We start from the raw sequence: 22,883 nt of genomic DNA on the forward strand, positions 1-22,883 counted from the left end.
CTCACTCGCAAAGTTAAATTCCACTCCTCTGTGGAATTTAATCTTACAAAAATCCATTCTTCCAAAGGTGGAATTTAATTCTTCCTACTTTTCCTTTATAATTCTTTATACAAATATGGCTCTTCCTTCCCAGCAGTAAGGAGCCCTTTATGAACAAACAAAAACATTTAAATCTTGAAGCTCGAATCCTCATCGAAACCTTACTTAACGAAAGAAACAGTTTTAAATCTATTGCAAGACATCTTGGTAAGGACTGTACTACTATTTCCAAGGAAGTAAAGGCACATATCTGTTTCGACAAAACTGGTGCCTATGGACATGCTTTCAACGACTGCCGTCTGGCTTTCCTGCATCAGTGTTCTATCCAGAAGATCTGTTACCACTGTACCGCCTCTAATACCAGGCTCTGCTGGACATGTGGCAAATGTAATTCCTCCTGCATTTCCTATGAAAAATATCTTTGCCCTAAGCTTTCAAAACCGCCCTATGTCTGCAATGGCTGTCAGCAGCGCAGCAAATGTATCCTGGAAAAACGCCTTTACAAAGCTTCTTATGCCCAAAGAGAATACGAACAGGTCAGAAGTGAATCCCGTTCCGGGTTTGCTCTTTCTGAAGCAGAACTCCGGCAGATTGATGACGTGGTATCACCTCTTCTCAAAAAAGGACAATCCCTTCATCACATCGCTGTTCACCATGCCGATGAACTCATGAAGTCTGAAAGAACCCTGTATGCCTATATAAACAGTGGTCTCTTTACTGCCAGAAACCTCGACATGCCACGTACCGTTCGCATGCGCCCGCGAAAAAATGTTTCCAGAAAACTCAAAGTCGATAAGTCCTGCCGTATCGGACGTGATTTTTCTTGTTTCGAAAAATATATGTGTGATCATCCAGATGCTTCTGTCCGACAACTTGATTCCGTGGAAGGAATAAAAGGAGGTGCCGTTCTCCTTACCATACATTTCGTAGAACAGCAGTTACAGCTCGCATTTCTCCGGCAGCATAATGATTCACAGTCCGTCATTGATGTCTTTAACCGACTCTATATTGAGTTAAGAACAGACATTTTCGTGGAGCTCTTTCCTGTCCTTTTGGCAGATAACGGCAGTGAGTTTTCAAATCCTTCTGCTATCGAACTGGATGCACAGGGAAACCAACGAACTAAAATATTCTACTGCAATGCCAGTGCACCTTACCAGAAAGGCAGCTGCGAAAACAATCACGAACTGATGCGCAGGATCATTCCAAAGGGCACTGATATCGGACTCTATACGCAGGAACAGATTGATCTCATGATGAGTCACATTAATTCTTATTCCAGAAAGAAACTTGGTAATAAAAGCCCTTATGAAGTTTTTGAATTCCAATATGGCAGAAAAATTTTAGATGCATTTCATCTGCAAAAGATTCCTGCAGACGAGATCATCCTCAGTCCCGAATTATTAAAATAAACAAAATCTGATAAAAAAGCTGGGCAGGAAAATTTACGAAGCCATCATCGCAGAATACCCCCAGAGGTGGAATTTACCCATTCGCAAAAATCAACCGTAAATTCGACTTCCGCTCAGCATGCACAAAAATCCCTAAAACCACAGCTTTTGTCTTTATTTTAACTCTGATCTTAGGGATTTCATATACAAGATTCATCTTTTTCTGTTTTACATGGAATTTAATCCTGCAAAGTAGAATTTACCTCTGCAAGGTGGAATTTACTTTTTCAATTCACCTATAGCTTGTGAAACAACATTGCCGGATATAAAAACATCTTTTCACGGATAAAACCTTTTAAAACAGCATTTCACGGATTGCTTCATTGATCATCTTTTTGTGAAGGGCACCATCTTTATCCTTATCCGGGATTTCCCGAAACACAGCACCGGGAATATGCTTTGCCAGATATTCTCCATATTCGTAAGGATGGCACAGATCATGCCTGCAGGCCAGAATGGTAACAGGAACCTGGATATTCTTCAGCACCTCCACATTAGGAATAGGCGTCTTATCCGGCAGGATCTGATATTTCTGCCAGTATTTAAGACAGGCTTTATCTTCAAAAGGAGAGAAGTAAATGCATTGCAGGTATAAGCAGACGGCTCCTTTACGATCTGCCACCCTTCAGTGGTATAAAACCGCTCAATGCCTCCCTCCTGCAGGCAGGCTCCCAGATCATAATACGCTTTCTGAACCTTATCTGACATAGGATGATCTGTCCATGCATTCCGGATCAAAGACTTTTTCAACCTTCTGGGGATATCTTACTGCAAGATTCAGACATACCGCAGCTCCCATAGAGATTCCTGCAAAGTACGCCTTTTTTATTTCCAGTCTGTCCATTAAATCAGACACATCATTAGCAAGATGATCGAAGTCAAAATTCTCCCAGCAGGCTTCACTTTCACCGTGGCCCTGCTGGTTCAGATTGATCAGTCTTACTCCTTCAAGCGGCTCATAGGTGGACTGGATCTGCTTTACGCTTCCTCCCATGCCATGCAGAAATATAAAGGGTATCCCTTCACCACTGATCTCATATTCCAGGTGAAGACCATGATTTATCCATTTATACATTAAGAATCTCCTCCAGGAACTTTTTGCTTGCCGGTATCTGTTCTTCTGAAAGGCCATGCATGATCAGTGCACCTTCATATCCTGTCTTTTTCAGAAGATCAATATACAGTCTGAAATCAAGATCTCCCTGTCCGGCAGCTACGAACTCTGTGTCTCCTTTAAAGGAAATGTCTTTTGCATGTGCCAGGACAATATCTCTGCCAAGGATCTCAAAGCCTTCCCTCAATACTTTTTCCATGTCTGCTGCATCACCGTCATGGAACAGATTTGCACCATCCATAATGATCTTGATCCGGTCACTGCCGGAAGCATCCATATATTTTCTTGCGATCTCAGGAGAACAGATAATATTACTTGCCTCTGTTTCCACACCAAGGATCACATCATTATCATCTTCATATTTTAAAATGGTTTCTGTGGTTCTCATCAGGTCATCCCAGGAAGACTGCTTGGTATTGTCCTCATGCCATTTCCATTTACTTTCTTTATTCTTGGATCCAGTGCAAAGTGTAACAATGGGAATACCCAGATATCTGGCGATCTGGCACTGAAGCTTAAACTGGTCACAGCCTTTTTTTCTCGCCTCTTCGTCCGGATCGATCATATTAAAGGTACCGGAAAGTGCATCCAGATGGATGTTATATTTTGCAGTAAGTGTACGGATCTCTTCCAGTTTCCTTCTCTTCCACATGCTCCGGCAAAGAAGGAAGACCTGCATTGGAAAGATTGAACTGAGTATGTGTAATGCCATTTGCAGTCATTCTTCTGTATGTTTCTTCCAGATCACCGATCTCATAGGTTCTGGAAAAAATACCGATTTCTTTCATGATCATAATCCTCCCTTAACGTCTTTTAATGCGATCCATTTGCCACCCTGCTGTACAAGACTGATAGGTTGCAATCAATGCACGCATCACCATCATTCCATCATCTGCAGTTGCCCCTGTACACGGTGTGCCGTTTTTAAGATACTGTCTGCCAAAGCCTTCCAGCTCTCTTCTGTAAAACTGGCCGTCATATGCCGCAGGTGTGGAAGAAACATTGGTTTCTTTATCATAGCATTCTACAATCGAAGAACGGAATTCCCATGGATTAAAGGTCTTCGCATAAACTGTTCCGCCTGTACCGTAAATCTCGCAGCCTTCATGCCACTGCTGTGCGATTGCAATGGTAAGATCTAAGGTTCCAATGGCTCCACTGGCAAAATTACAGTCGATCAGCCAGGAATGGACCCTTTCTTTATGTACATCTGTTGCAACGCAGTCAATATCCCCCATAAAATAAAGAGCTGTATCAAACAGATGGCTTCCATGTCCCAGAAGGTAATAATGATCCAGCACTGCCTTTGGATTGCCTGCCGGTTTTTTCATTGCATCACTGGAGTACAAAACAGGCATCACGTTATCTGTAAGGGTATAACGGCCTACACTGTCACAATACCAGCCTTTATATGTTGTGATCTCGCCCATTTTTTCTTCTTTAAATTTCTTGGCGTACTGAAGGCCTTCATCATAACGTTTCATATGACCTACCTGAAGGAACAGCCCTCTTTCCTCTGCCATTTCTTTTAATTCCTGGCATTCTTCAATGGAAACTCCCATGGGCTTTTCCACAAAAACATGCTTTCCTGCAAGAATCGCCTGTTTTGCACATGGTACGTGGAACTGAGTCCCAATACCAATGATCACTGCATCAATCTGAGGATCTGCCAGCATTTTGCTGTAATCGTCATATACCTTAGGGGAATAAATAGCAGCCATTTTTTCACGAAGCTCTGCTGCCACATCACAAATTGCTTCCAGCTGAATGTTATGTGCTTCAGTTGCATCCAATCAGATGGGCAGCCTGGCAGATGATTCCACAGCCAAGTACACCAACCTTTAAACAACGCTCATCTTTTTTCACATTTGTTTTCATTGTATCACAACTCCTGTCCTGTTTATTTTTTACTGTCCATTAAGAGGGCCCGGATTCTTTTTTGAACATTCAAGAATGCCTCGGCATTCTTGCTGCGAGGTGCGCGTCATGCAATTGCATGACATACTTCTCCTGCGCACCTCTGCAATCCTGCCGGAGGCTATATCAGCTGGGGGATTGACTCCCAGCTGATATATGATTTCTTTTTGACAGGTTCATTGTATGATTTTTGCATGCGTATTACAAGCATATATTATGCGTGTTTATGCGTGTTTCATTGCTCCACTCATATGATTTTATTTAAATATCTTTTTTTCATCTCTTCTGAAACCCTTCTGGAACATACAAGATGGGTGATTCTTTCCAGGGGACATACAATATAATTTGCTTCTTTATCCAGCTTGGAATTATCACAAAGTACATTCAGTTCCCTGCAGTTTTCTGCCAGATACTTCTTTACCGGAGCCTCATCTTCATAAGGATAGGGTACAGATACCCCTCTTTTGGCATCTACAGCATACGCTCCCAGAAAGCACTGGTCAAAATGATAGTCCTTCAGCTGGGAAAGCACCAGTTCCCCCACCGTTGTCTGGGAACCTTTATTGTAGTGGCCTCCAAGAAAAGTAACATCTGCATTGGGACGTTTCCTCAATTCCTCTGCAACAGGAAAGCTGTTGGTCACTACCCGAAGCCGGATGGATACAGGAAGAAGTGATACAAACAGGGTATTGGTAGTCCCACCGTCAATGGCGATCAGCTCTCCCGGGGTGTACCAGCTCTACAGCCTTCCTTGCCACCAGATACTTTTCATCCTTTTCCACATTTTTCCTGGCATCAATGCCTGGCGCCGGCCTTTTCCAGGGAACAGCTCCTCCGTATACCCTTTTCAGGATCCCCTGTTCTTCCAGCTCAGAAAGATCTCGCCGTATGGTATCATGGGAACAGCCAAATACCCTGGTAAGCTCCTCTACATTTACTTTGCCGGATGCATACAAAATATTCAGGATCTGCTGATGCCGTTCCTCTTTTAGCATTGCACTTTGCGCCATTTTCACAGTTCCTTTCCTGATTGGTTTTCTATTGCCTGACGTTTCTTAAGCTGTTCCATAACTGTAGGAAAACGCTGATAATCCGTATGTGGAAGAGCCTGTGCTGCTACCATCATATTCAGGAAATCATCCACAGCTGCAAACTGGATATACACCATTTCCTCTATGATCCGATCGATATCTGCCAGACAGGACCTCTTTATCAGAAGCTTCTACGCCCCTTCCAGAGAGGAATTGCCTGCATTAATGATCCTGTCCAGGTCCATATCCGGATACATCCCGATGGCAATGGCAGATTCTTTTGATACATGCTTTCCAAAGGCTCCTGCCACATAGAAGTTTGCGGCCTGGTCCATGGTAATACCGGATTCCCGCAGCATGATCTCTACCATAGTATGGGCAGCTGCTTTTGTACGGATAAATTCCTGAATATCTTTCTGGTAAAAGAAAAGACCAGGTGCATATTCCACTGCCAGCATTCCCTCTTTTCCTGGATCCTGCTGTTTTCTCCGGAACAAGATTTCCTCTGATATCAACCCAGCCGCACAGAAACATCTCAGCCAGCAGATCAATAATCCCGGATCCACAGATCCCTTCCGGCTTCCCTTCTCCGATCACATGACAGTAGATCTGTCCTTTTTCAATATGTACCCTGTCCACTGCACCTTTGGATGCACGCATGCCTGTTTTTACAACGCCGCCTTCCAAAGCCGGTCCGGCTGCTCCTGCACCACATAAAAGAAATTCCTGATTCCCGATCACCAGCTCCCCATTACCTCTAGAAAAAAGATATTGATATCTTTGGACTTATATATTTCTGTAGCGATCATCCCACTGATAATGTCTCCTCCCAGATAGTTGGATTTGGAAGGATAACAGTACACATAGCCTTTTACAGGAATTCCCAGTTCCTCACCTGTTAAGAAACCAGGCTGGTCAGCCCAGAACGTTGGGTGTGTAAAATACACAAAAGGGATCCATGCCCAGCAGAAAATGGATCATAGTTGTATTTCCTGCAATCACCATGGAAATGCAGTCCTTCATATCTCACTGCTTTGCTCCAGCTCCTTCATACATTCTTTCAGTGAAGCAATGGTTTCCTGCCGTATTTCTTCCAGTTTATCCGGGGCATCCTTGCAATAAAAAATCCTGGAAAGGATATCTGTTCCAAAGCGGATCTGCCGGTTATAACAGCTTACCTCCCTGATACACTCTCCGGTTGTGCAGTCTATCAGCCGCATCACCACTGTGGTACTGCCTAGATCTGCTGCCAGTCCATAGTGCCGGTGGCTGGCGTAGCCTTTTTCCAGGTCTGCGATCACCCACCCTTCTCCATCCCAGGATAAGGAAGCAGTAAGCTTATAGCCTGCCTCCTCACATAAAGGATATAGTTTTCTTAAAATCTTTAAAGGCATGTAGGCCTCTGTTCCCTGCTGTTTCAGGCCATCCAGTATTCTTTTCTGATCTGACCGGTTTTCTTCTTCTGTGGGAAGGGGTAATTCCAGATATATTTTTCTTGAAATTCCATCCATATATAATATTTTTTTGAAAAGAGAACTATTGTTCCCTCTCCCTCTCTTTCTTTCGTTTTTCTGTATCATACCACAATCCATTCCATAGAAAAAGAGCCTGCAGTTCTTTTGTCTTCAGAACCACAAACCCTTTTTAATACTTTTGTCTTTCTTTATAACTATTCAGCATTTTGTATCCTTGCAGCTGCAGCCTGTTGAATCGTTATCTTTTTTCAGGAAAAGGATCATCCAGAAAACGTGTAACATGAAACTCCCCTTTTTCTGCCTGATAAAGCTGTAATAAAGCCAGACCAATACCTGCCGCACCGTCAAAGCATCCGATAGGAGTACTTTTATTACCTGGAGCGATCCTGTCAAGGGCAAAGCTCCATTTCGCCTGATCTGTTCCATCCACAGATTCAAAAATGCCATGCTCTGTCAGCTCTTCCCCGCATTTTTCTGCCTGTTTTAGATATTTCTCATCTCCAAAGGCAGCCCAAAGCCCAAGATACATATTCAGGATCCCGGCTGTACCGCAGCACAGATTATAAGTATTCCAGTAGCCTTCTGACCGGATCCTTGGAGCACCTACAGCCTCCAGCCCTTTTACAAGACTTTCCAGTTTCTCTTTATATTTAAGATCACCGGTAGCTTCATACATCTTATAATAATAACGTACTGTACCTGCTGGTCCATGGCAGTATCCCAGGTAAAACAGATTTTTCCTGTCCGGAAGCCCGTGAGGAAGCAGCTTGCCGTTTCCTTTTTTCACTGCAACAGAATCCATGAACTCTGCGATTCCTTTGTTACCTTCCCGATATTTAGGATCTTTCCCTGCTTCATACAATTTCATAAGAACAAAGCCAATGCCTGCTGTACCCATCGGGAAATTAGGGTCAATATAATCATCATCTGCTCCAAAATAGGAAGGATCTACTCCCGGATACCAGCATCCGCTCTTATCTTCTCTTCTTTGCTCCAACAGGTTTTCTCCTGCCAGAAGTGCAAATTCCTTCCACTTTGGATTCTCATATACCCCTGCTGCATAAAGAAGAAACAGGATGGTGCCTCCATCTCCCACAATTCCCGGAAATGTAGACCAGGTATAACCTTTCCCGTTTTTGCCAGGTCTGGCATCTTCCTGCATTTTGGAAATAATGGAAGCAACCGTCTCAGCGTATATCTTTTTCCTGTTACCAGATACAGTCTGGTAAGCGCAAAGCCCGCTCCGCTCCAACCGCTTGAGAAAGCATATTTTGAAAAGTTACGCTTCAGCTCAGGTTCGTTCTCCCAACGGTATTTCAGATATAAACCTGCCTCTTTTGCTTCTTCAAGATATATACTGTCTTTTGTTGCATCGTAAAGCCCCAGAAGAAAACACAGGATCCCGGAAGCACCTGCATACATGCAGATCTCATCATAATAGATAGGTCTTCCTTTGGCTGCATCCTCAAGGGACCAGAAGATGCCTTCCGGTCCCTTTTCTTTTTCTGGTATTGATAAAATTCATAGTCCTTTTAGCAATTTCCAGATAGTCCATAGTTGTGATCACTCCTGTGTAAATTCTCCTGTTTCCACATTATCAAGTGGTTGTTTCCGGAACACCATCAAGCACCGGGAATGCCTTTTCTTCAAATTCCTTCTCATCCAGATCCTGATTCAGATCACCGGTAGCCTGAAGATCTGTAAATGCATTTTTGAAAGTATCTCTTGCTGCTGTTACACCTGGGTTGAAATCCAGTCCTTTGATAATGCCTGCATTTGTTTCAACATCACCGGATACATATCCTCCTTCGATCTGGATCTTTGCCGCTTCTTCCGGATTTGCACTTGCAAATGCTGCGCCTTTCTGTACAGCTCTTGCAAAGGCTGCTGCACCCTCTGGATTGTTCTGGATCATATCCTGAGTTACAAGAGCCATGCAGCAATATTCATCCTTGAATTTCTCATCTGTACCAGTGTCAAGAAGCTTTGTCACATCGTAATTGGCTTCGATCATGGTTCCCATTGGTTCATGAACACCAATTGCGTCTACAGCTCCATTGTCCAAAGCCATTGCAAGATCACTCATTGCATAAGCCACAAAATTCACATCAGCATCAGCACCATTTACAACAAATCCCAGATCTGCCAGTTTTCTTTTTACTTCCAATGTACTGGAATCTGAAAGACTAGGAACACCGATCTTTTTACCCTTCAGGTCTTCCAGGGAACTGATCCCAGAATCTGCCTTTGCATAAAATTTGGTGCAGCCTTTGTGTACTCCAGTTACAAAGGAAACAGCAAGGCCGTTGGAAATAGGTGTGATAAAGTTGCAGGCCAGGCCAAATGCAGCATCGATTTTTCCTGCAGTGATCAGGTCTACTGTCTCAGAGGAAGCAGCCACTGTTACTTCACATTTCTGTCCGATGGCTTCCAGCTCTTCCTCGAAATATCCGTTCTCAGCAGCTACCTGCATAGCAACACCACACACTGTATCTTTGCTTACCTGGATCCGTACCACTTTCGTATCATCTGCCTGACAGATCACAGTTCCAGCTACAAGCATTGCTGCAACTGTAACAGCTGCTGTGATTTTTTTCAGTAATCCTTTTTTTCTCATAATCTTTTCTCCTCTTGTATATATTAATTTTCTGTAACCATTGAATGTTTTTTGCATACTGCCTGAAAAATATATCAAACAGCTGTCTTATCTTTATAAATAGTAATCCGGATCCTGTAAATTTCCTGCAAAATTAAGGATCTCCAGGATTTCTTTTCTGTAATTCATAAACACATCCTGTCCACGTCGTTCCGGGTCTGGACAGATCGATATTGATCACCTGCTCCACTTTTGCAGGTCTTGCTGACATTACCACTACCTGATCGGACAGATAAATGGCTTCATCCACATCATGTGTTACCATGATCATGGTCATATTATGTTTTTTCCAGAGATTCCATGATCATGTCCTGCATATTCATTCTTGTAAAAGCATCAAGTGCTCCCAAAAGGTTCGTCCAGGAGAAGGCGCCTTGGGATGCCCGACCAGTGCCCTGGCAAGTGCTGCTCTCTGACACATTCCTCCTGAAAGCTGGTGTGGGTAGGATTTTGCAAAATCCTTCAAACCTACCAGTTCCAGGAACTGATCCACATCATCTTTCTTTTCTTTATATTCCCCTCTGGCTTTCAGGCCAAATGCCACATTATTGCGTATATTCAGCCATGGAAAAAGATTGGCCTGCTGAAATGCATAACCTCTGTCTGCTCCTGCCTTTGTAATCTTCTCTCCATCCAGGTAAATCCCACCCCGATCAGGAAGATTCAGACCTGCGATGGCTCTTAACAATGTGGTTTTTCCGCATCCGGAAGGACCGATCAAAGACACAAAGCTTCCCGGCTTTACAGTAAAGCTAAGATCGTTTAGTGCCACCACTTCTGAGCCGTCCGGATTTGTAAATTTCTTCTGTACGTTATCAATCCTGATCTGGCCTACCATTTGATCACTCCTCTCTGCCATACCAAAACCTGGTCTTTGATTTTAAATACAAGGGTGATCACCAGTGTACAGATCACTGCGATCAGGATCAGCCCTGCATAAACATTTGCATAAAGCATCATACTTTTTTCCCAGTTCAGATACCAGCCAAGTCCTGCGTCAGCGCCTAACAGTTCAGCAGTTACAAGGGTAACAAAAGCGCTGCAGGTTGCATAAAAGATTCCAAGGAAAATGCTTGGCATTGCTGCCGGAACTGCTACCTTGAAGATCCTGTTCAGTTTGCCGGATCCAAGGGTAGAAGCCACTTCAAAGTAAGAATTATTAACATTCTGGATCCCGCTGCTGGTCATCAATGTTATTGGAAACCATACTGCCAGTGCAACCATAAATACGGATGCTGAATAAGTAGTTGTAAACAGTGACAATACCAGGGGAGACCAGGATGTAGGTGGAATAGGGCCTACAAACTTCATAAACGGTGAGATCCAATAGCTTGCTTTTTTGTTGAATCCGATCAGGATACCTGTAAGGAATCCCAGGATCCCGCCTGCCAGAAATCCGCGGAGCAGAAGCTGCCAGGATGCCAGGATACATTGGATCAACAATTCATAATCAGTAGCAAAAACGCCAAACACCCTGTCCAGGCAAGGGAAAAACAATACCGGAAGTAATGCATATTTGGATGTGATCAGATTTATCACTGTGATCAGTACTGCTGTTCCTGCAATAAGGGGTGCCTTGTAGCTTATCTTTTCATCCAGCTTTGCGCTGATAAATGAAGCAATAAACAAGATTCCGTAAACAACGGCCAAAAGTCCCAGGAAATACAGGAAATATGGATGGTCTGCCGGTGGCTGCAATTCTGAATCCGGTATTACAAGATCTGTAACTGCTCCCAGCGCCAGACCTGCAAACGGCAGAATTTTTATTAATGTTTTATTCATACGTGTTCTTCCTTTTCCTATTACGTGATAATTAATTCTCTTATATGCTGATTAATTCTCTTACGCAATGCTTCAGTCTTCTTTGTACATATTTGTGGAGAGGTATTTAAACGCATTATCTGCCAGGATCACTATTATATTTTTTCCTTCTGCTTCAGGTCTTTTTGCTACTTCAGTAGCTGCTTTTACTGCAGCTGCTGCAGACTGTCCAAGAAAGATTCCGTCTGTTTTTACAAGCTTTCTGCCGGTTGCATAAGCATCTTCTGCGATAATATCAAGACACTCATCATAAGGCAGATGTTCCGGCGAAAAGAAAACCGGAATTTTGTCTGTTGGTACATCATCAAATGCCAGCACACCGTCAATGGTATTTGCTTCCGGATGATCCAGCGACTTTCTGGACTGTTTTGCCGGCTGTGCACCAATGATCTTTACATTCGGATTTTTTTCCCTGAAATATCTTGAAAGGCCTGCCAAAGTTCCACCAGTACCAACAAGAGCTACCACATAATCTACCTTTCCGTCTGTATCTGCCCAGATCTCCGGTCCTGTGGTTTTATAATGTGCTTCCGGATTGTCTTCATTTGTTCCCTGGTCGATGTAGAAATAGCCATGTTCTTTTGCATAGGCATTCATCACAACAGACAATCTTCCCATTGTAAGGCCTCCACTTTTCAGCATCTCCAGAAATCCAGGTACATCTCCGGCCTGAAGCAGATTCACTCCATAGGCTTTCAGGATCAGTGTTCGTTCTATGGATACTCCCGGCTGGATTACTACAGAATATTCATATCCTCTTGCATTAGCAAAGGCTGCTGTAGCGATCCCTGTATTGCCGCTGGTAAAGTCAAGGATCTTACCGCCTGGCTTCAACCTTCCGTCCTTTTCTGCCTCCAGGATCATATTTAATGCTGCTCTGTCCTTAACGCTTCCGGATGGGTTAAAGTATTCCAGCTTTCCAAGAAGATGGGCTTTCAGCCCAAGGCTTTTCTCATAATTCTTTAATTCTACAAGCGGTGTATGTCCAACTAATTCTGTGATTGACTGATGTATATTTGCCATGTTTCTTTCCTCTTTTATGATTTCTCTTTTAGTTCTTTCTTTTTGTTTCTTATTTTTTGCTCTTTTACTGTTGATTTGTTCTTTGCTCTTGTTTTGGTTTTTACTCTTATTTTGGTTTGCTTGTTTCAGGTGGGTTCTTGTATTTCCCAGTTTTTCGATATGTTTTATATGTTTTATGTTGCTTATTATATCAAACTTTTCCTGATTGTCCAATACATTCCATTTATTGTCCGTTATAGTTTTTTTCTATTGCAATAATGCTAAACGTATAATAAACGCAGATCAGGGTATGTACGGCTTTCATTACCATACATACCCTGATATTCTTTACCCCAAATATTATTCAAACAGCTCTGGCTCATTTTCAATCAAATCTTCTGCCTTTTAATCCGCAAAATAATCAATCTGCATTGCATGGCGGACATCCTGCATGGTTTTGGCAGCTGCTTTTCTCGCTTCTTCGCTGCCCTTTTTCAGAATCTCATATACCTCCGGTATCCTCTGCTCCCAGGCCTTTCTGCGTTCTCTGATCGGTGCAAGTTCAGCCTGCACTACGTTGTTCAGGAATTTCTTCACCTTTACATCTCCAAGACCGCCTCTCTGATAATGAGCTTTCAACTCATCCAGACAGCTGTACTCTGGCAAAAATTCCCGGAAATGCTCCGGTCTGCAGAACGCATCCAGATAGATAAATACTGGATTTCCCTCAACCTTGCCCGGATCCTGCACCCGAAGATGATTCGGATCTGTAAACATAGACATGATCTTCTTCTTGATCTCTTCCGGCTCATCTGAAAGATAAATACAGTTCCCCAGGGATTTACTCATCTTAGCCTTTCCATCAATACCTGGAAGTCTGAGACATGCTGCATTATCCGGAAGGATGATCTCCGGCTCTGTCAAGGTCTCTCCGTATACAGAGTTAAACTTATGCACGATCTCCTTACACTGCTCCAGCATTGGAAGCTGATCCTCACCTACCGGAACTGCAGTAGCGTGAAATGCCGTAATATCTGCAGTCTGACTTACCGGATATGCCAGAAAGCCTGCCGGAATGCTTGTCTCAAAATCACGCATTTTGATCTCTGCTTTTACGGTAGGATTCCGCTGCAGTCTGGATACAGTTACAAGATTCATATAATAAAAGGTAAGCTCTGCCAGTTCCGGAATGGTAGACTGTATAAAGATGGTGGATTTCTCCGGATCAAGCCCGCATGCCAGATAATCAAGTGCTACCTGGATAATATTCTGCCGTACCTTTTCCGGATGCTCTGCATTGTCTGTCAACGCCTGTGCATCTGCGATCATAATATATACTTTATCATAATCTCCTGAATTCTGAAGGCAACTCTCCCTCTAAGTGAACCTACATAATGTCCTACATGAAGTCTGCCTGTAGGTCTGTCTCCTGTTAAAATGATCTTTTCCATTTGTCCTGTCTCCAATCCTCTTATCTGTTGGTTCTCACCAATCATCTGCAAGTAACATAGCTGAAATTCTTTGTCCTCAGCCTTATTTTATTCCTGTATCAGGTATACTTCTGTGTAGTACACACCCTTGCTTTCCCCTTCTGCATGGCTTCCTACATAAATATCAATGCAGTTCTCCTTGATCGCACCGCCGCAGTCTTCTGCCACATATACCTGTCCGTCGATCACAACCTTGGATCCATAAGGGATCTGGGTAGGATCCACAGCAATGGTACGGTTGGTCACTGCAGTAACACCGGTAGATGTGATCCCATTGGACCATGGACCACAGCAGATACTGCATGGACAATAATGTGTGATACGAAAAGTGCCAAGAGACTTCAGGGATGCATCTGCTGATACGGAAATCGGAGTGCCTACCTGTACGCCATCTGCGGCGGCACCACTGCCATTGACAGATGTCACACCGTCAACAGCCTCAGCAAAAACACCTTCTCCTGCACTTTTATGGATGCTTCCTGCCTGGATATCTCCGTTTGAAGTAGAAGTATCTGCTTTTGCAGTAAGGCTTTCATCCTCATAACCTTCCAGCACATTGGTCGGTATATATCCTGTGCTGGATGTGCCTTCCTCATTTTCAAAAATGATCCGGCTCCAGATCCCATCTACAATGCCGGTTCTGGTGAGCTGATCCTCTTCCAGGACTTCACCTGTCACTTCGCCGTCTTTTCTTCCCGGAAAATCAAGGACATCACAATCCCTGGCAACAGTAACCGTGTCATTCACCTCTTCCAGTGCTGTGCCCTGGCCAAGCTGTATATCTGAAACAAAACCACTGATCTGTTCCCCTGTATCGGATGTGTATTCTACCTTGCTCCAGCCATTATCACATACTGCAACCCGTTCCAGCTCTGTGCCAAAGACAGCCGTATCAAGCACATCTCCTGTCTCTCCCGGCTTGGAATGTATCTGGGCACTCTTGGATGTAATATATAAATCCTCTGCATCCGCCAGCGCTGTCACAGTGCCTCCTGCCCCGTCATCCAGCGAAAAACGCTGCAGTGCTTTATCTTCCTGTTTGTATTTATCAACAATCCCATCATAATCCAGTACCTGAGCTGAAACAAGGATGGGTGCTAAAAGAGCTGTACATAAGCCAGCCAGAAATATTTTTCTTTTCATGGTCAGTCTCCTCTCTGTCCATAAGCTTGTCTTCTGTCCCTACTCTGCCTTATCATAGCACAGAACAGTGTCTCATTCAATTTTCTGACCCATGTTCACAGAATTTTTATAAAATCAGCTGCTTTCTCCATCATTTTCCAGAACCTGAATGGCCCTCTGAAGCTGATTATCCTCTTCATGGCTGTAATCACTTTTGTTCAAAAGATTGGGATCAAGCTTTTCTTCTACATCCGGGGAGATCCCTGTCTTATGGATATTATTGCCTTTTGGAGTATAATACTTTGAAACTGTAAGCTTCACTGCACTTCCATCCGAAAGAGTACGTATGGACTGTACGATCCCCTTTCCATAGGTAGTAGTGCCTACAATGGCTCCGATCCCGTAATCCTTAACTGCCCCTGCAAAAATCTCGGATGCGCTGGCGCTGTTTTCATTGACCAGCACTGCCAGGGGTATATCAAGGGCATTTTTCCCGTCACAGGTTTCTTCTTCCCTGTTTCCGTTTTTGTCCTCCGTATAAACGATCAGGCCTTCCGGAAGGATCTGCCTTAAGATATCGCAGACAGAATCCAGCAGTCCCCCTGGATTATCCCGAAGATCTACGATCATCTTCTCCATACCCTGATCCTTCAGATCCTGAAATGCGGTTGTATATTGTTCTACAGTAACCCCTTTAAATTCTGTGATCCGGATATATCCAATCTTAGGATCCAGCATCTCATGAAAAACAGATGGCAGTTCCACATCTGTAATAGGAACTGTAATGGTAAGAGGCTCATCTGTATTTTCTCTGTGCACTGTAAGGATAACATTCTTGGCATCGCTGTCCCTGATCATGGATGCCACTTCAGAAACAGAGCTTTCTGTAATATCCTGTCCGTCAACAGCGCTGACCACATCCCCTTCCTTAAGGCCTGCTGCTTCGCCTGGTCCGCCCTCATAGCACTGAACGATCTGCACGCCCCCTTCTTTATTCTCCTGCATCACAACGCCGATTCCTACATAGGATCCCTGGGAACTGGTATTTTCCTCCTGATATTCCTTTGCTGTATAGTATCTGGAATAAGGATCACCCAGACCATAGAGCAATCCTGCATACAGCCCTTCTGCCAGTTCATCTTCATCCTTATCCTCAAGATAATAAGTATCGATCAGTTCTTCCAGATACTCCAGCTTCTGGACCCTGGCACTGTCTGAAAGCACAGTTCCTTCTGCTGGTACCTGTGCATATTTGTATCCTGCATATCCTCCTGCTGCCACTGCAACTGTAAAAGCTGTACCAAAGGCTGCACCTTTCCAGAAATTATTATCTGCCATCATTCCTCCTGCAAAAGAGGGATTGACGCATCTGCATCAATCCCACATTCTGATACCTTATACTTTCAAATGCTTTCTGGTGGTCCAGAAGCTTCCCAAAAGACCGATCCCGATCCCCAGTGCCAGACCGATGGGCAGAAGGGTCATGTAGATCCTGCCTACTGGTATGAACTCAACCACACCCATAAGTACATTAAACCTGGTCAATACATAAGTAACTGCACTATTATATGCAAAATACAGGATCACAAGAGGAATAGCCGCTCCGATCACTCCAAGTACCATGCCTTCCAGAAGGAACGGTGCACGCACAAAAGCGTCTGTGGCTCCGATATATTTCATGATCCCGATCTCATCCTTACGCACAGTTATACCTACGGACACAGTATTACTGATCAAAAATACAGAGATCAGAAGAAGGATCACAATGATCACAATGGAAATACCGGATACCAGCTTGTTAATGGAGCCAAGAGTCTTGGCCGCCTGCTCAGACTGATTAACCTCTCTTACGTGATCCAAGGTCTGGATATACGCCACAAGCACTGCCTGTTTGGAAATGTCCTTCAGATATACCTGGTAGTTGGAGGAATTCACCAGCGGATTGTCATCCTTAAACCCTTCTGCAGCATCTGTATCTCCAAAATATTCTTTCTTCATCTTTTCCCAGGCATCATCTGCAGACTCATACTGGATCTGTGCTACTTCAGGACGTTCCTGGATCAGTGTACCGATCTGCTGGATCTGCTCATCCGTAGTCCCTTCATCAAAAAATACTGTGATAGGAACCTCCTCTTCCACCTTATGTGCAATATTATTCACATTATTCACAATAGAATAAAAAACGCCAAACAATAATATACAGGCGGACATGGTAAGAACTGATGCAATGGAAAACATCATATTTCTTTTAATATTTTTTACACCCTGCTTCAGGGTATACCAGATCGTACTAGGCCTCATGATATTCTCCCTCTTTCTCGTCACTGATGATCACGCCATTATGCATGGTAACTACCCTTTTCTTCATGGCATTGACGATCTCTTTGTTGTGGGTAACTACCAGTACGGTTGTGCCTCTCTCATTGATCTCTTCCAGAAGCTTCATGATCTCCTCAGAGGTCCTGGGGTCAAGATTACCGGTTGGCTCATCTGCCAGGAGAATATCCGGACGGTTTACGATCGCTCTTGCAAGAGCTACTCTCTGCTGCTCTCCACCGGACAGTTCGTCTGGAAATGCCTTATATTTCCCTGCAAGCCCTACCTCCTGCAAAACCTCCGGTACTCTTTTACGGATCACTCTGGTAGGACGGTTGATCACACGCTGTGCAAAGGCAACATTCTCATAAACATCCCTGTCCTTTAAAAGACGAAAATCCTGGAACACAACACCCAGCTTCCTGCGGTATTTGGCTACTCTGCGGTGCTTCATCCCCTCCAGACGTTCTCCGCTTACAATGATCTCACCTGAAGTAGAATCCAGTTCCTTCAGTAAAAGCTTGATCAGCGTGGACTTCCCAGGAGCCGCTGCTCCCTACCACAAATACAAATTCCCCTTTATCAACATGCAGGTTGGCATGATTCACAGCCGGAAGACCCTGCCCATAAGACTTGGTTACATCCATTAAATCGATCATAATGGTCTCCTTTGTTATACGTAACTTTTATGTAACATTATTGTAATATATCTTTTATTAAATTGCAACTGCTATTTTCCGGTAATTTATTATACATGCACCCTTTCCCAAAAGCAAGGCATTTCACAGCTTCTACATAAAGAATCCTCCGGGACTCGTTACCCGCATAAAATAAAATTGTCTACCGCTGGCAAAAACGGTAGACAATGGTATTTCCTTCTTAAAATCACTGAAAGCCACACAGATGCCGGCTTAGTACTCAAGTGTTTCCATGTATTTCATATATCTTACAACCATAAGAGCAATCTTAAAGGTAATGGCATCCTCAAATACACGAAGATCCAGTCCTGTACTCTTCTGCAGCTTATCCAGGCGGTATACAAGAGTATTCCTGTGGATATAAAGCTGTCTGGATGTCTCTGACACATTCAGGCTGTTCTCAAAGAACTTATCAATGGTGGTCAGTGTCTCTTCATCAAAATCATCCGGTGACTTACCGCCAAAGATCTCCTTAATGAACATCTTACAAAGCGGAATCGGAAGTTGATAGATCAGACGTCCGATACCCAGAGAACTGTATGCGATAACGTCCTTCTCCGGGAAGAAGATCTTACCTACATCCAATGCCATACGTGCTTCCTTGTAGGATCGTGACACTTCCTTAAGTTCCTTGACAATGGTACCGTATGCAACATGTACTCCGTCTTCTCTGGAAAGTCCAAGTGTGTCCAGGATCGTCTGGGCCAGCTTATCCATGGTCTCATAGCCTTCGCCCTCTTCCAGTTCCTTTACAATGATCACACTCTTCTCATCTACGGCTGTGATAAAATCTTTGCTCTTACCGCCAAAAATACTCTTAATGCTCTCTACAGAACTGTGCTCTCTCTCCTGTGGAAGCTCGATCAGCATAACCACACGGCGCACATCAGCTTCGATGTGAAGCTTCTTGGCACGATTGTAAATATCTACAAGAAGAAGATTATCAAGAAGAAGATTCTTGATAAAACTGTCTTTGTCAAAACGCTCCTTATAAGCTACGATCAGACTCTGAAGCTGAAATGCTGCCAGCTTCCCGACCATATACGTATCCTCGTCCTCTCCATGAGCTACAAGGATATACTCCAGCTGATAGTCATCATTCACTTTGAAATACTGATAGCCTCTCACAAGCTGACTCTCTGCCGGTGAATCAACAAACGCCTGAACATCCCCTGTCTGGATCTCGAAATCAGTACATGTGGATGCAAGTGTCTTGCCATCTGTATCCATCACACAAAACTGTGTCCTGGATATCTCTTTAAGTCCCTCGAGGGTATTCTGTAATACCTGGCTTGATATCATTCTATTCAATCCCTTCTCATGTAAAAGTGTTTGAGGTTATTTTAATACAAAATAACCAAAAAAGAAAGAGGAAATCAGAAAAAATTTACAAATTTTTATTCAAAACTTCTCACTTTTTCTCTATAAAGCCTTCCCCATGCACTTCCCGTACATCACATACGATCACGAAAGCATCTGGATCGATGGCATCCACTTTTTCTTTTAATGTAACGATTTCCTTTTTATTGACTACGCAAAACAGCATCAGCTTATCCTGTCCGGAGTACATTCCTACCCCTTTCAGGCCGGTAACACCACGGTCCATTTCATTGATGATCATATGGGAAACCTGCTCTGCTTTCTCTGTGATAATATAAGCTCCCTTTGAAAATTTCAAACCTTCGATCATGCCGTCAGACACTTTTGTGACAAGATAAACTGCAATAATTGCATAAAGAGCCTTGTATACGCCAAAAACATACATACCCACCACAACTACCAGGCCATCAATGAACTGCATGATCTGGGCAATGGAATAATGCTTAAGCTTACGCTGGATCAGGGCAGCCATCATATCTGTACCACCGGTAGTCCCCTGTCCAAGAAAAACAAGTCCGATGCCTACTCCCTGAATCACACCACCATATACCGCTGCAAGCAGAAGATCATTTCCCGCCAGGTCAAAATCAGGAATACAGCCAGGCAGCACCGCCAGCCAGAAAGAAAGACACAGCTCTCCTACCAGTGCTTTTTTTACAAACTGAAAGCCTCCGATCCTCATTCCCAAAAAGAACAGCGGAATGTTTAATGCCATGTTAGTGATCCATAAGGGAATCCCGCCAGGAACAAGGCTTTCTGTCCACTCTTTAACAATGATAGCCACTCCTGAAAAACCACCTGTAACCATTCCTGCCTTATCAAACGCAGATATTACAGCAACTGCCATCAGGCAGGTACCTACAATGATCAGCAGATAGTCCATATATTTGAGTTTTTTCCCAAAAGAGCTCATCTTCATTCCTCCAATTCCAATTGTTTTGTGAGATAGCGGCCTACAATCCTGGAAAAATCAGTAATATCCCGGATATATGCAAAATCCTTACCGAAGATTTTCTTTTCTGTAGCCAGATCCTTCTCCTCACCTGCAAATACTCCCAGTACGCTCACCCCTGCGTTTCTCAGCCTGCGGACTTCCCCAGCAGTATCATTCACTGCATATTGTCCCATATACGGCTTAGGATTCTTTGCATTTGGACGGTTTACAATTACATCATAAGGTCGTCCATCGCTTAAAATGATCATGATCTTTTTTCTTCCCTGCGGGCCAAAAGCCCATAACCAGCCGCTTTAATGGCCAATCCATCCCTGTTGTTGGAAGATGTTACATAGTTGAATATATTTTCACTTGCGCTGTCAGGTTCGTCATACTCCCGAAGTCTGTGCAAAATCGTATTGAAGTCCCAAAATGTACAATAGCTCATCACACGGTGAGGGATTCTCACATTTCCCAGTGCTTTGCTGATCATATATGCCTGTAATGCCACATGGCCCTGCCGGTTCATCTGGGAACCGCTGGCATCGATCAGTACATCTACAACAAAATCCGTCTGATCCCCTTGCTGCTCTTTTTTGAAAAGAAGTGCATCCCTGCTTCTGCCGATCCTCCATAATCTGGCAGGCAGGATCTGTCCCCTGTCAGACAGGATTTTCCTGGTTTTCACTTCGCAAAATCAGGGATTTACGCAGCATTTCTGTAAGCTGGGCAACATTCCTCTTTACAACTCTGTGTTTGTCATGATACAGCCACACATTTTTGTTTTTCAGCCGTACTGCATATTCGTACTGATAATTCCGCATAACCGGATTTTTCAGGATCCCCTCTGTAAAATACAGACTGCAGTCTCCGTGGATCCCTTTGCACATCAGCTGATTTATTTTCTTTTCTTCATTTTCTTTCAGATAAGTTTTCCCAAAATTCAGTTCCACATACCTGTGGGCCTTTTCCAATGCTTCAGGAGGAAGGATTTTGATCTTATGCCTGGTCTGTCTTTGCTCTTCCATTTCCTCTGTAACCTGGGAATCCTCCATCCCGGCTATATTGATCAGCTAGCTGCTGTGCATAATCTTCCAGGCTTTCCTCATAAAGTTCCTCATCAAGAAGGTCTTTCCAGTCAAACTCTGACAGTTCCTCCATTGTAACAGCCATCACCTGGTCAAAACTGCCCTTTTCTTTTTCAAAATCAGGCTCACATGCCTTATTATATAACCGGTCAATGGCAAATGCCAGTGCTTCTGTATCTTTTGAATTGCCTGCTTCCTTCACCAGATCCATGTACTTTTTCATGGAGGAAAGCACTTGGCGCTTGCTTTTTTGTGTTCCAGCCTGTCCAGCCTTTTTCTCAGAACCATAAGCCTGAGCATTTCCGGGATATTTCCCATTACGGGATCACCAGATACTCCTGATCAAGGATATCCAGGATAGCCTCTCTTTGCATGTTTCGAATTGCCCAGGACGTCCAGACAGATTCTGTCTCCAATGGCTTCCTCTATACAAAGCTGTGCCATTTTAGTTAAGAAGCTGTTCATCTGCTCCCAAATACAGTTTCTTCAGCAGATAAAGCCCCAGATATTTTTTATCATAAAATTTTGCCAGTGCTCCCTGCTTGATCCCATCATAAAGGGCCAGCGGCCTGGAACATCTATAAAGAAATATCCGGCTTCATTTCCTGGGCATAGTCACCACTGACTGTCCATAAAAGATTCCGGATACGGTTCTCCATTTCCAGCTGGATCTCAGAGCCTTCCCCTTCAGAAAAACCTGCGATCTCATTTGCATGTTCAATCCTTGACGGATGCTTATTCATAAACATCTTCCTTTTGTCCAGTCCCTGGGGATCCTGGTATTTACAACATCCTCTACGATCTCTTTTCAAAAATATCAAATGTTTTATTTACGATCCCCATCTGTACAGCCTGCCATGAGGAAGACCAAACCTATGATCTTTACTGCTCCCAAAAGACCTCGTAAATCCAGTGACTTGGTAGAAATCTCACTGTTGGCAGTTTTCAGCTGAAGATCAAGAAAAAGACCTATAAACTGGTCTACAGCTGCCTTCTTTGCATCCGGGAACATTTCCCTGAAAATAAATCCCAGGGTTTCCTCATTCTGCGGCGGCATATCGATCACCATAAACCTGGAAACCAGGGCTTCATTTAATTCTCTGGTACCTGCATATCCGTAATTCATGGTTCCGATAAATCTGGCTGCCGGATGAAGATCAATCTTATCATACCCTGGCACATCAATGGATCTTCGGTAATCCAGAGTAGCATGCAGCACGGAAACAGCATCATTTTTCGCCATATTGATCTCGTCCAGGATACCAAAGCCCCCATGCTGGGCACATCGGTAAATACTGCCTTTCCGAAGTTTTACCTGATTGTCCTCAAAAGTATCCGTACCGATTAAT

Annotated in this window: 24 protein-coding genes and 6 pseudogenes; 1 reads left to right on the forward strand and 29 read right to left on the reverse strand. The window is 43.7% G+C overall.

The features are described from left to right. The first annotated feature begins 149 nt into the window (after window positions 1–149). Window positions 150–1,451 carry an IS30 family transposase gene (locus tag R1Y93_RS02565; RefSeq protein WP_500821521.1) on the forward strand — a complete coding sequence of 434 codons (1,302 nt, stop codon included), beginning with the start codon at window positions 150–152 and terminating at the stop codon, window positions 1,449–1,451. A gap of 334 nt (window positions 1,452–1,785) precedes the next feature. Here the strand turns inward: R1Y93_RS02565 and R1Y93_RS02570 are convergent, their stop codons facing one another. The 29 genes and pseudogenes from R1Y93_RS02570 to R1Y93_RS02710 form a co-directional block, all read right to left on the reverse strand. Continuing rightward, complete coding sequence (locus R1Y93_RS02570; RefSeq protein ID WP_500821522.1) at window positions 1,786–2,112, reverse strand: alpha/beta fold hydrolase; 327 nt, start codon at window positions 2,110–2,112, stop codon at window positions 1,786–1,788. A gap of 75 nt (window positions 2,113–2,187) precedes the next feature. Continuing rightward, window positions 2,188–2,565, reverse strand: a complete 378-nt coding sequence (locus R1Y93_RS02575) for an alpha/beta fold hydrolase (protein ID WP_500821523.1) — start codon at window positions 2,563–2,565, stop codon at window positions 2,188–2,190. Next, on the reverse strand, window positions 2,558–3,256 hold the full coding sequence (locus R1Y93_RS02580) for a sugar phosphate isomerase/epimerase family protein (protein WP_500821524.1): 699 nt from the start codon (window positions 3,254–3,256) through the stop codon (window positions 2,558–2,560). Before R1Y93_RS02580 ends, R1Y93_RS02575 begins: the two co-directional genes overlap by 8 nt. Beyond that, window positions 3,204–3,392 (reverse strand): hypothetical protein, encoded by a 189-nt coding sequence (locus R1Y93_RS02585; protein WP_500821525.1) that lies wholly within the window; start codon window positions 3,390–3,392, stop codon window positions 3,204–3,206. Before R1Y93_RS02585 ends, R1Y93_RS02580 begins: the two co-directional genes overlap by 53 nt. Window positions 3,393–3,407: 15 nt before the next feature. Beyond that, complete coding sequence (locus R1Y93_RS02590; protein ID WP_500821526.1) at window positions 3,408–4,397, reverse strand: Gfo/Idh/MocA family protein; 990 nt, start codon at window positions 4,395–4,397, stop codon at window positions 3,408–3,410. 371 nt (window positions 4,398–4,768) lie between these two features. Next, the gene (locus R1Y93_RS02595; protein ID WP_500821543.1) at window positions 4,769–5,239 is read right to left on the reverse strand and encodes a DeoR/GlpR family DNA-binding transcription regulator; all 471 of its coding nucleotides are present in this window, start codon (window positions 5,237–5,239) and stop codon (window positions 4,769–4,771) included. After that, window positions 5,226–5,531, reverse strand: a complete 306-nt coding sequence (locus R1Y93_RS02600) for a DeoR family transcriptional regulator (protein ID WP_500821544.1) — start codon at window positions 5,529–5,531, stop codon at window positions 5,226–5,228. The genes R1Y93_RS02595 and R1Y93_RS02600 overlap by 14 nt, the downstream gene beginning before the upstream one ends. 2 nt (window positions 5,532–5,533) lie before the next feature. Then, window positions 5,534–6,118 (reverse strand): annotated as a pseudogene (locus tag R1Y93_RS02605) (ASKHA domain-containing protein). Beyond that, window positions 6,090–6,293 (reverse strand): annotated as a pseudogene (locus R1Y93_RS02610) (ASKHA domain-containing protein); the annotation flags it as partial. The pseudogenes R1Y93_RS02610 and R1Y93_RS02605, both read right to left, overlap by 29 nt. Further along, a pseudogene (locus R1Y93_RS02615) lies at window positions 6,290–7,144 on the reverse strand (hypothetical protein). The pseudogenes R1Y93_RS02615 and R1Y93_RS02610, both read right to left, overlap by 4 nt. Before the next feature lie 121 nt (window positions 7,145–7,265). After that, on the reverse strand, window positions 7,266–8,279 hold the full coding sequence (locus R1Y93_RS02620; RefSeq protein ID WP_500821527.1) for a lanthionine synthetase LanC family protein: 1,014 nt from the start codon (window positions 8,277–8,279) through the stop codon (window positions 7,266–7,268). Window positions 8,280–8,624: 345 nt separating this feature from the next. Next, entirely contained in the window at window positions 8,625–9,644 is a 1,020-nt protein-coding gene (locus R1Y93_RS02625) for an ABC transporter substrate-binding protein (RefSeq protein WP_500821528.1), read from the reverse strand. 133 nt (window positions 9,645–9,777) lie between these two features. Then, the gene (locus R1Y93_RS02630) at window positions 9,778–9,960 is read right to left on the reverse strand and encodes a hypothetical protein (protein ID WP_500821529.1); all 183 of its coding nucleotides are present in this window, start codon (window positions 9,958–9,960) and stop codon (window positions 9,778–9,780) included. A gap of 42 nt (window positions 9,961–10,002) precedes the next feature. Beyond that, a complete protein-coding gene (locus R1Y93_RS02635; RefSeq protein ID WP_500821530.1) occupies window positions 10,003–10,521 on the reverse strand; it encodes an ABC transporter ATP-binding protein in 519 nt (172 codons plus the stop codon). Continuing rightward, window positions 10,515–11,465: an ABC transporter permease gene (locus tag R1Y93_RS02640; protein ID WP_500821531.1), complete on the reverse strand. Its 951-nt coding sequence runs from the start codon at window positions 11,463–11,465 to the stop codon at window positions 10,515–10,517. The genes R1Y93_RS02635 and R1Y93_RS02640 overlap by 7 nt, the downstream gene beginning before the upstream one ends. A 72-nt stretch (window positions 11,466–11,537) precedes the next feature. Next, entirely contained in the window at window positions 11,538–12,527 is a 990-nt protein-coding gene (locus tag R1Y93_RS02645) for a PLP-dependent cysteine synthase family protein (RefSeq protein WP_500821532.1), read from the reverse strand. Between the two features lie 384 nt (window positions 12,528–12,911). After that, window positions 12,912–13,957: pseudogene (gene trpS / locus R1Y93_RS02650) on the reverse strand (tryptophan--tRNA ligase). Between the two features lie 87 nt (window positions 13,958–14,044). Beyond that, window positions 14,045–15,139, reverse strand: a complete 1,095-nt coding sequence (locus R1Y93_RS02655) for a 3D domain-containing protein (RefSeq protein ID WP_500821533.1) — start codon at window positions 15,137–15,139, stop codon at window positions 14,045–14,047. 114 nt (window positions 15,140–15,253) lie between these two features. Then, window positions 15,254–16,459, reverse strand: a complete 1,206-nt coding sequence (locus R1Y93_RS02660) for a S41 family peptidase (protein ID WP_500821534.1) — start codon at window positions 16,457–16,459, stop codon at window positions 15,254–15,256. 54 nt (window positions 16,460–16,513) lie between these two features. After that, window positions 16,514–17,419, reverse strand: a complete 906-nt coding sequence (gene ftsX / locus R1Y93_RS02665; RefSeq protein ID WP_500821535.1) for a permease-like cell division protein FtsX — start codon at window positions 17,417–17,419, stop codon at window positions 16,514–16,516. Continuing rightward, window positions 17,409–18,093, reverse strand: a pseudogene (ftsE, locus tag R1Y93_RS02670) (cell division ATP-binding protein FtsE). The gene ftsX and the pseudogene ftsE overlap by 11 nt, the downstream one beginning before the upstream one ends. Window positions 18,094–18,345: 252 nt before the next feature. Beyond that, a complete protein-coding gene (locus R1Y93_RS02675; RefSeq protein ID WP_500821536.1) occupies window positions 18,346–19,434 on the reverse strand; it encodes a PucR family transcriptional regulator in 1,089 nt (362 codons plus the stop codon). A gap of 109 nt (window positions 19,435–19,543) precedes the next feature. Continuing rightward, window positions 19,544–20,425, reverse strand: a complete 882-nt coding sequence (locus R1Y93_RS02680; RefSeq protein ID WP_500821537.1) for a YitT family protein — start codon at window positions 20,423–20,425, stop codon at window positions 19,544–19,546. Window positions 20,426–20,427: 2 nt separating this feature from the next. Further along, complete coding sequence (locus tag R1Y93_RS02685) at window positions 20,428–20,715, reverse strand: hypothetical protein (RefSeq protein ID WP_500821538.1); 288 nt, start codon at window positions 20,713–20,715, stop codon at window positions 20,428–20,430. Next, a complete protein-coding gene (locus tag R1Y93_RS02690; protein WP_500821539.1) occupies window positions 20,712–21,134 on the reverse strand; it encodes a cobaltochelatase CobT-related protein in 423 nt (140 codons plus the stop codon). Before R1Y93_RS02690 ends, R1Y93_RS02685 begins: the two co-directional genes overlap by 4 nt. After that, window positions 21,109–21,474, reverse strand: a complete 366-nt coding sequence (locus R1Y93_RS02695) for a hypothetical protein (protein ID WP_500821540.1) — start codon at window positions 21,472–21,474, stop codon at window positions 21,109–21,111. Before R1Y93_RS02695 ends, R1Y93_RS02690 begins: the two co-directional genes overlap by 26 nt. Continuing rightward, complete coding sequence (locus tag R1Y93_RS02700; protein WP_500821541.1) at window positions 21,446–21,757, reverse strand: hypothetical protein; 312 nt, start codon at window positions 21,755–21,757, stop codon at window positions 21,446–21,448. Before R1Y93_RS02700 ends, R1Y93_RS02695 begins: the two co-directional genes overlap by 29 nt. A 355-nt stretch (window positions 21,758–22,112) precedes the next feature. Continuing rightward, window positions 22,113–22,277: a hypothetical protein gene (locus tag R1Y93_RS02705; protein ID WP_500821542.1), complete on the reverse strand. Its 165-nt coding sequence runs from the start codon at window positions 22,275–22,277 to the stop codon at window positions 22,113–22,115. Next, window positions 22,274–22,883 (reverse strand): annotated as a pseudogene (locus R1Y93_RS02710) (AAA family ATPase); the annotation flags it as partial. The gene R1Y93_RS02705 and the pseudogene R1Y93_RS02710, both read right to left, overlap by 4 nt.

This window comes from Blautia sp. HA3515 (assembly GCF_059933065.1).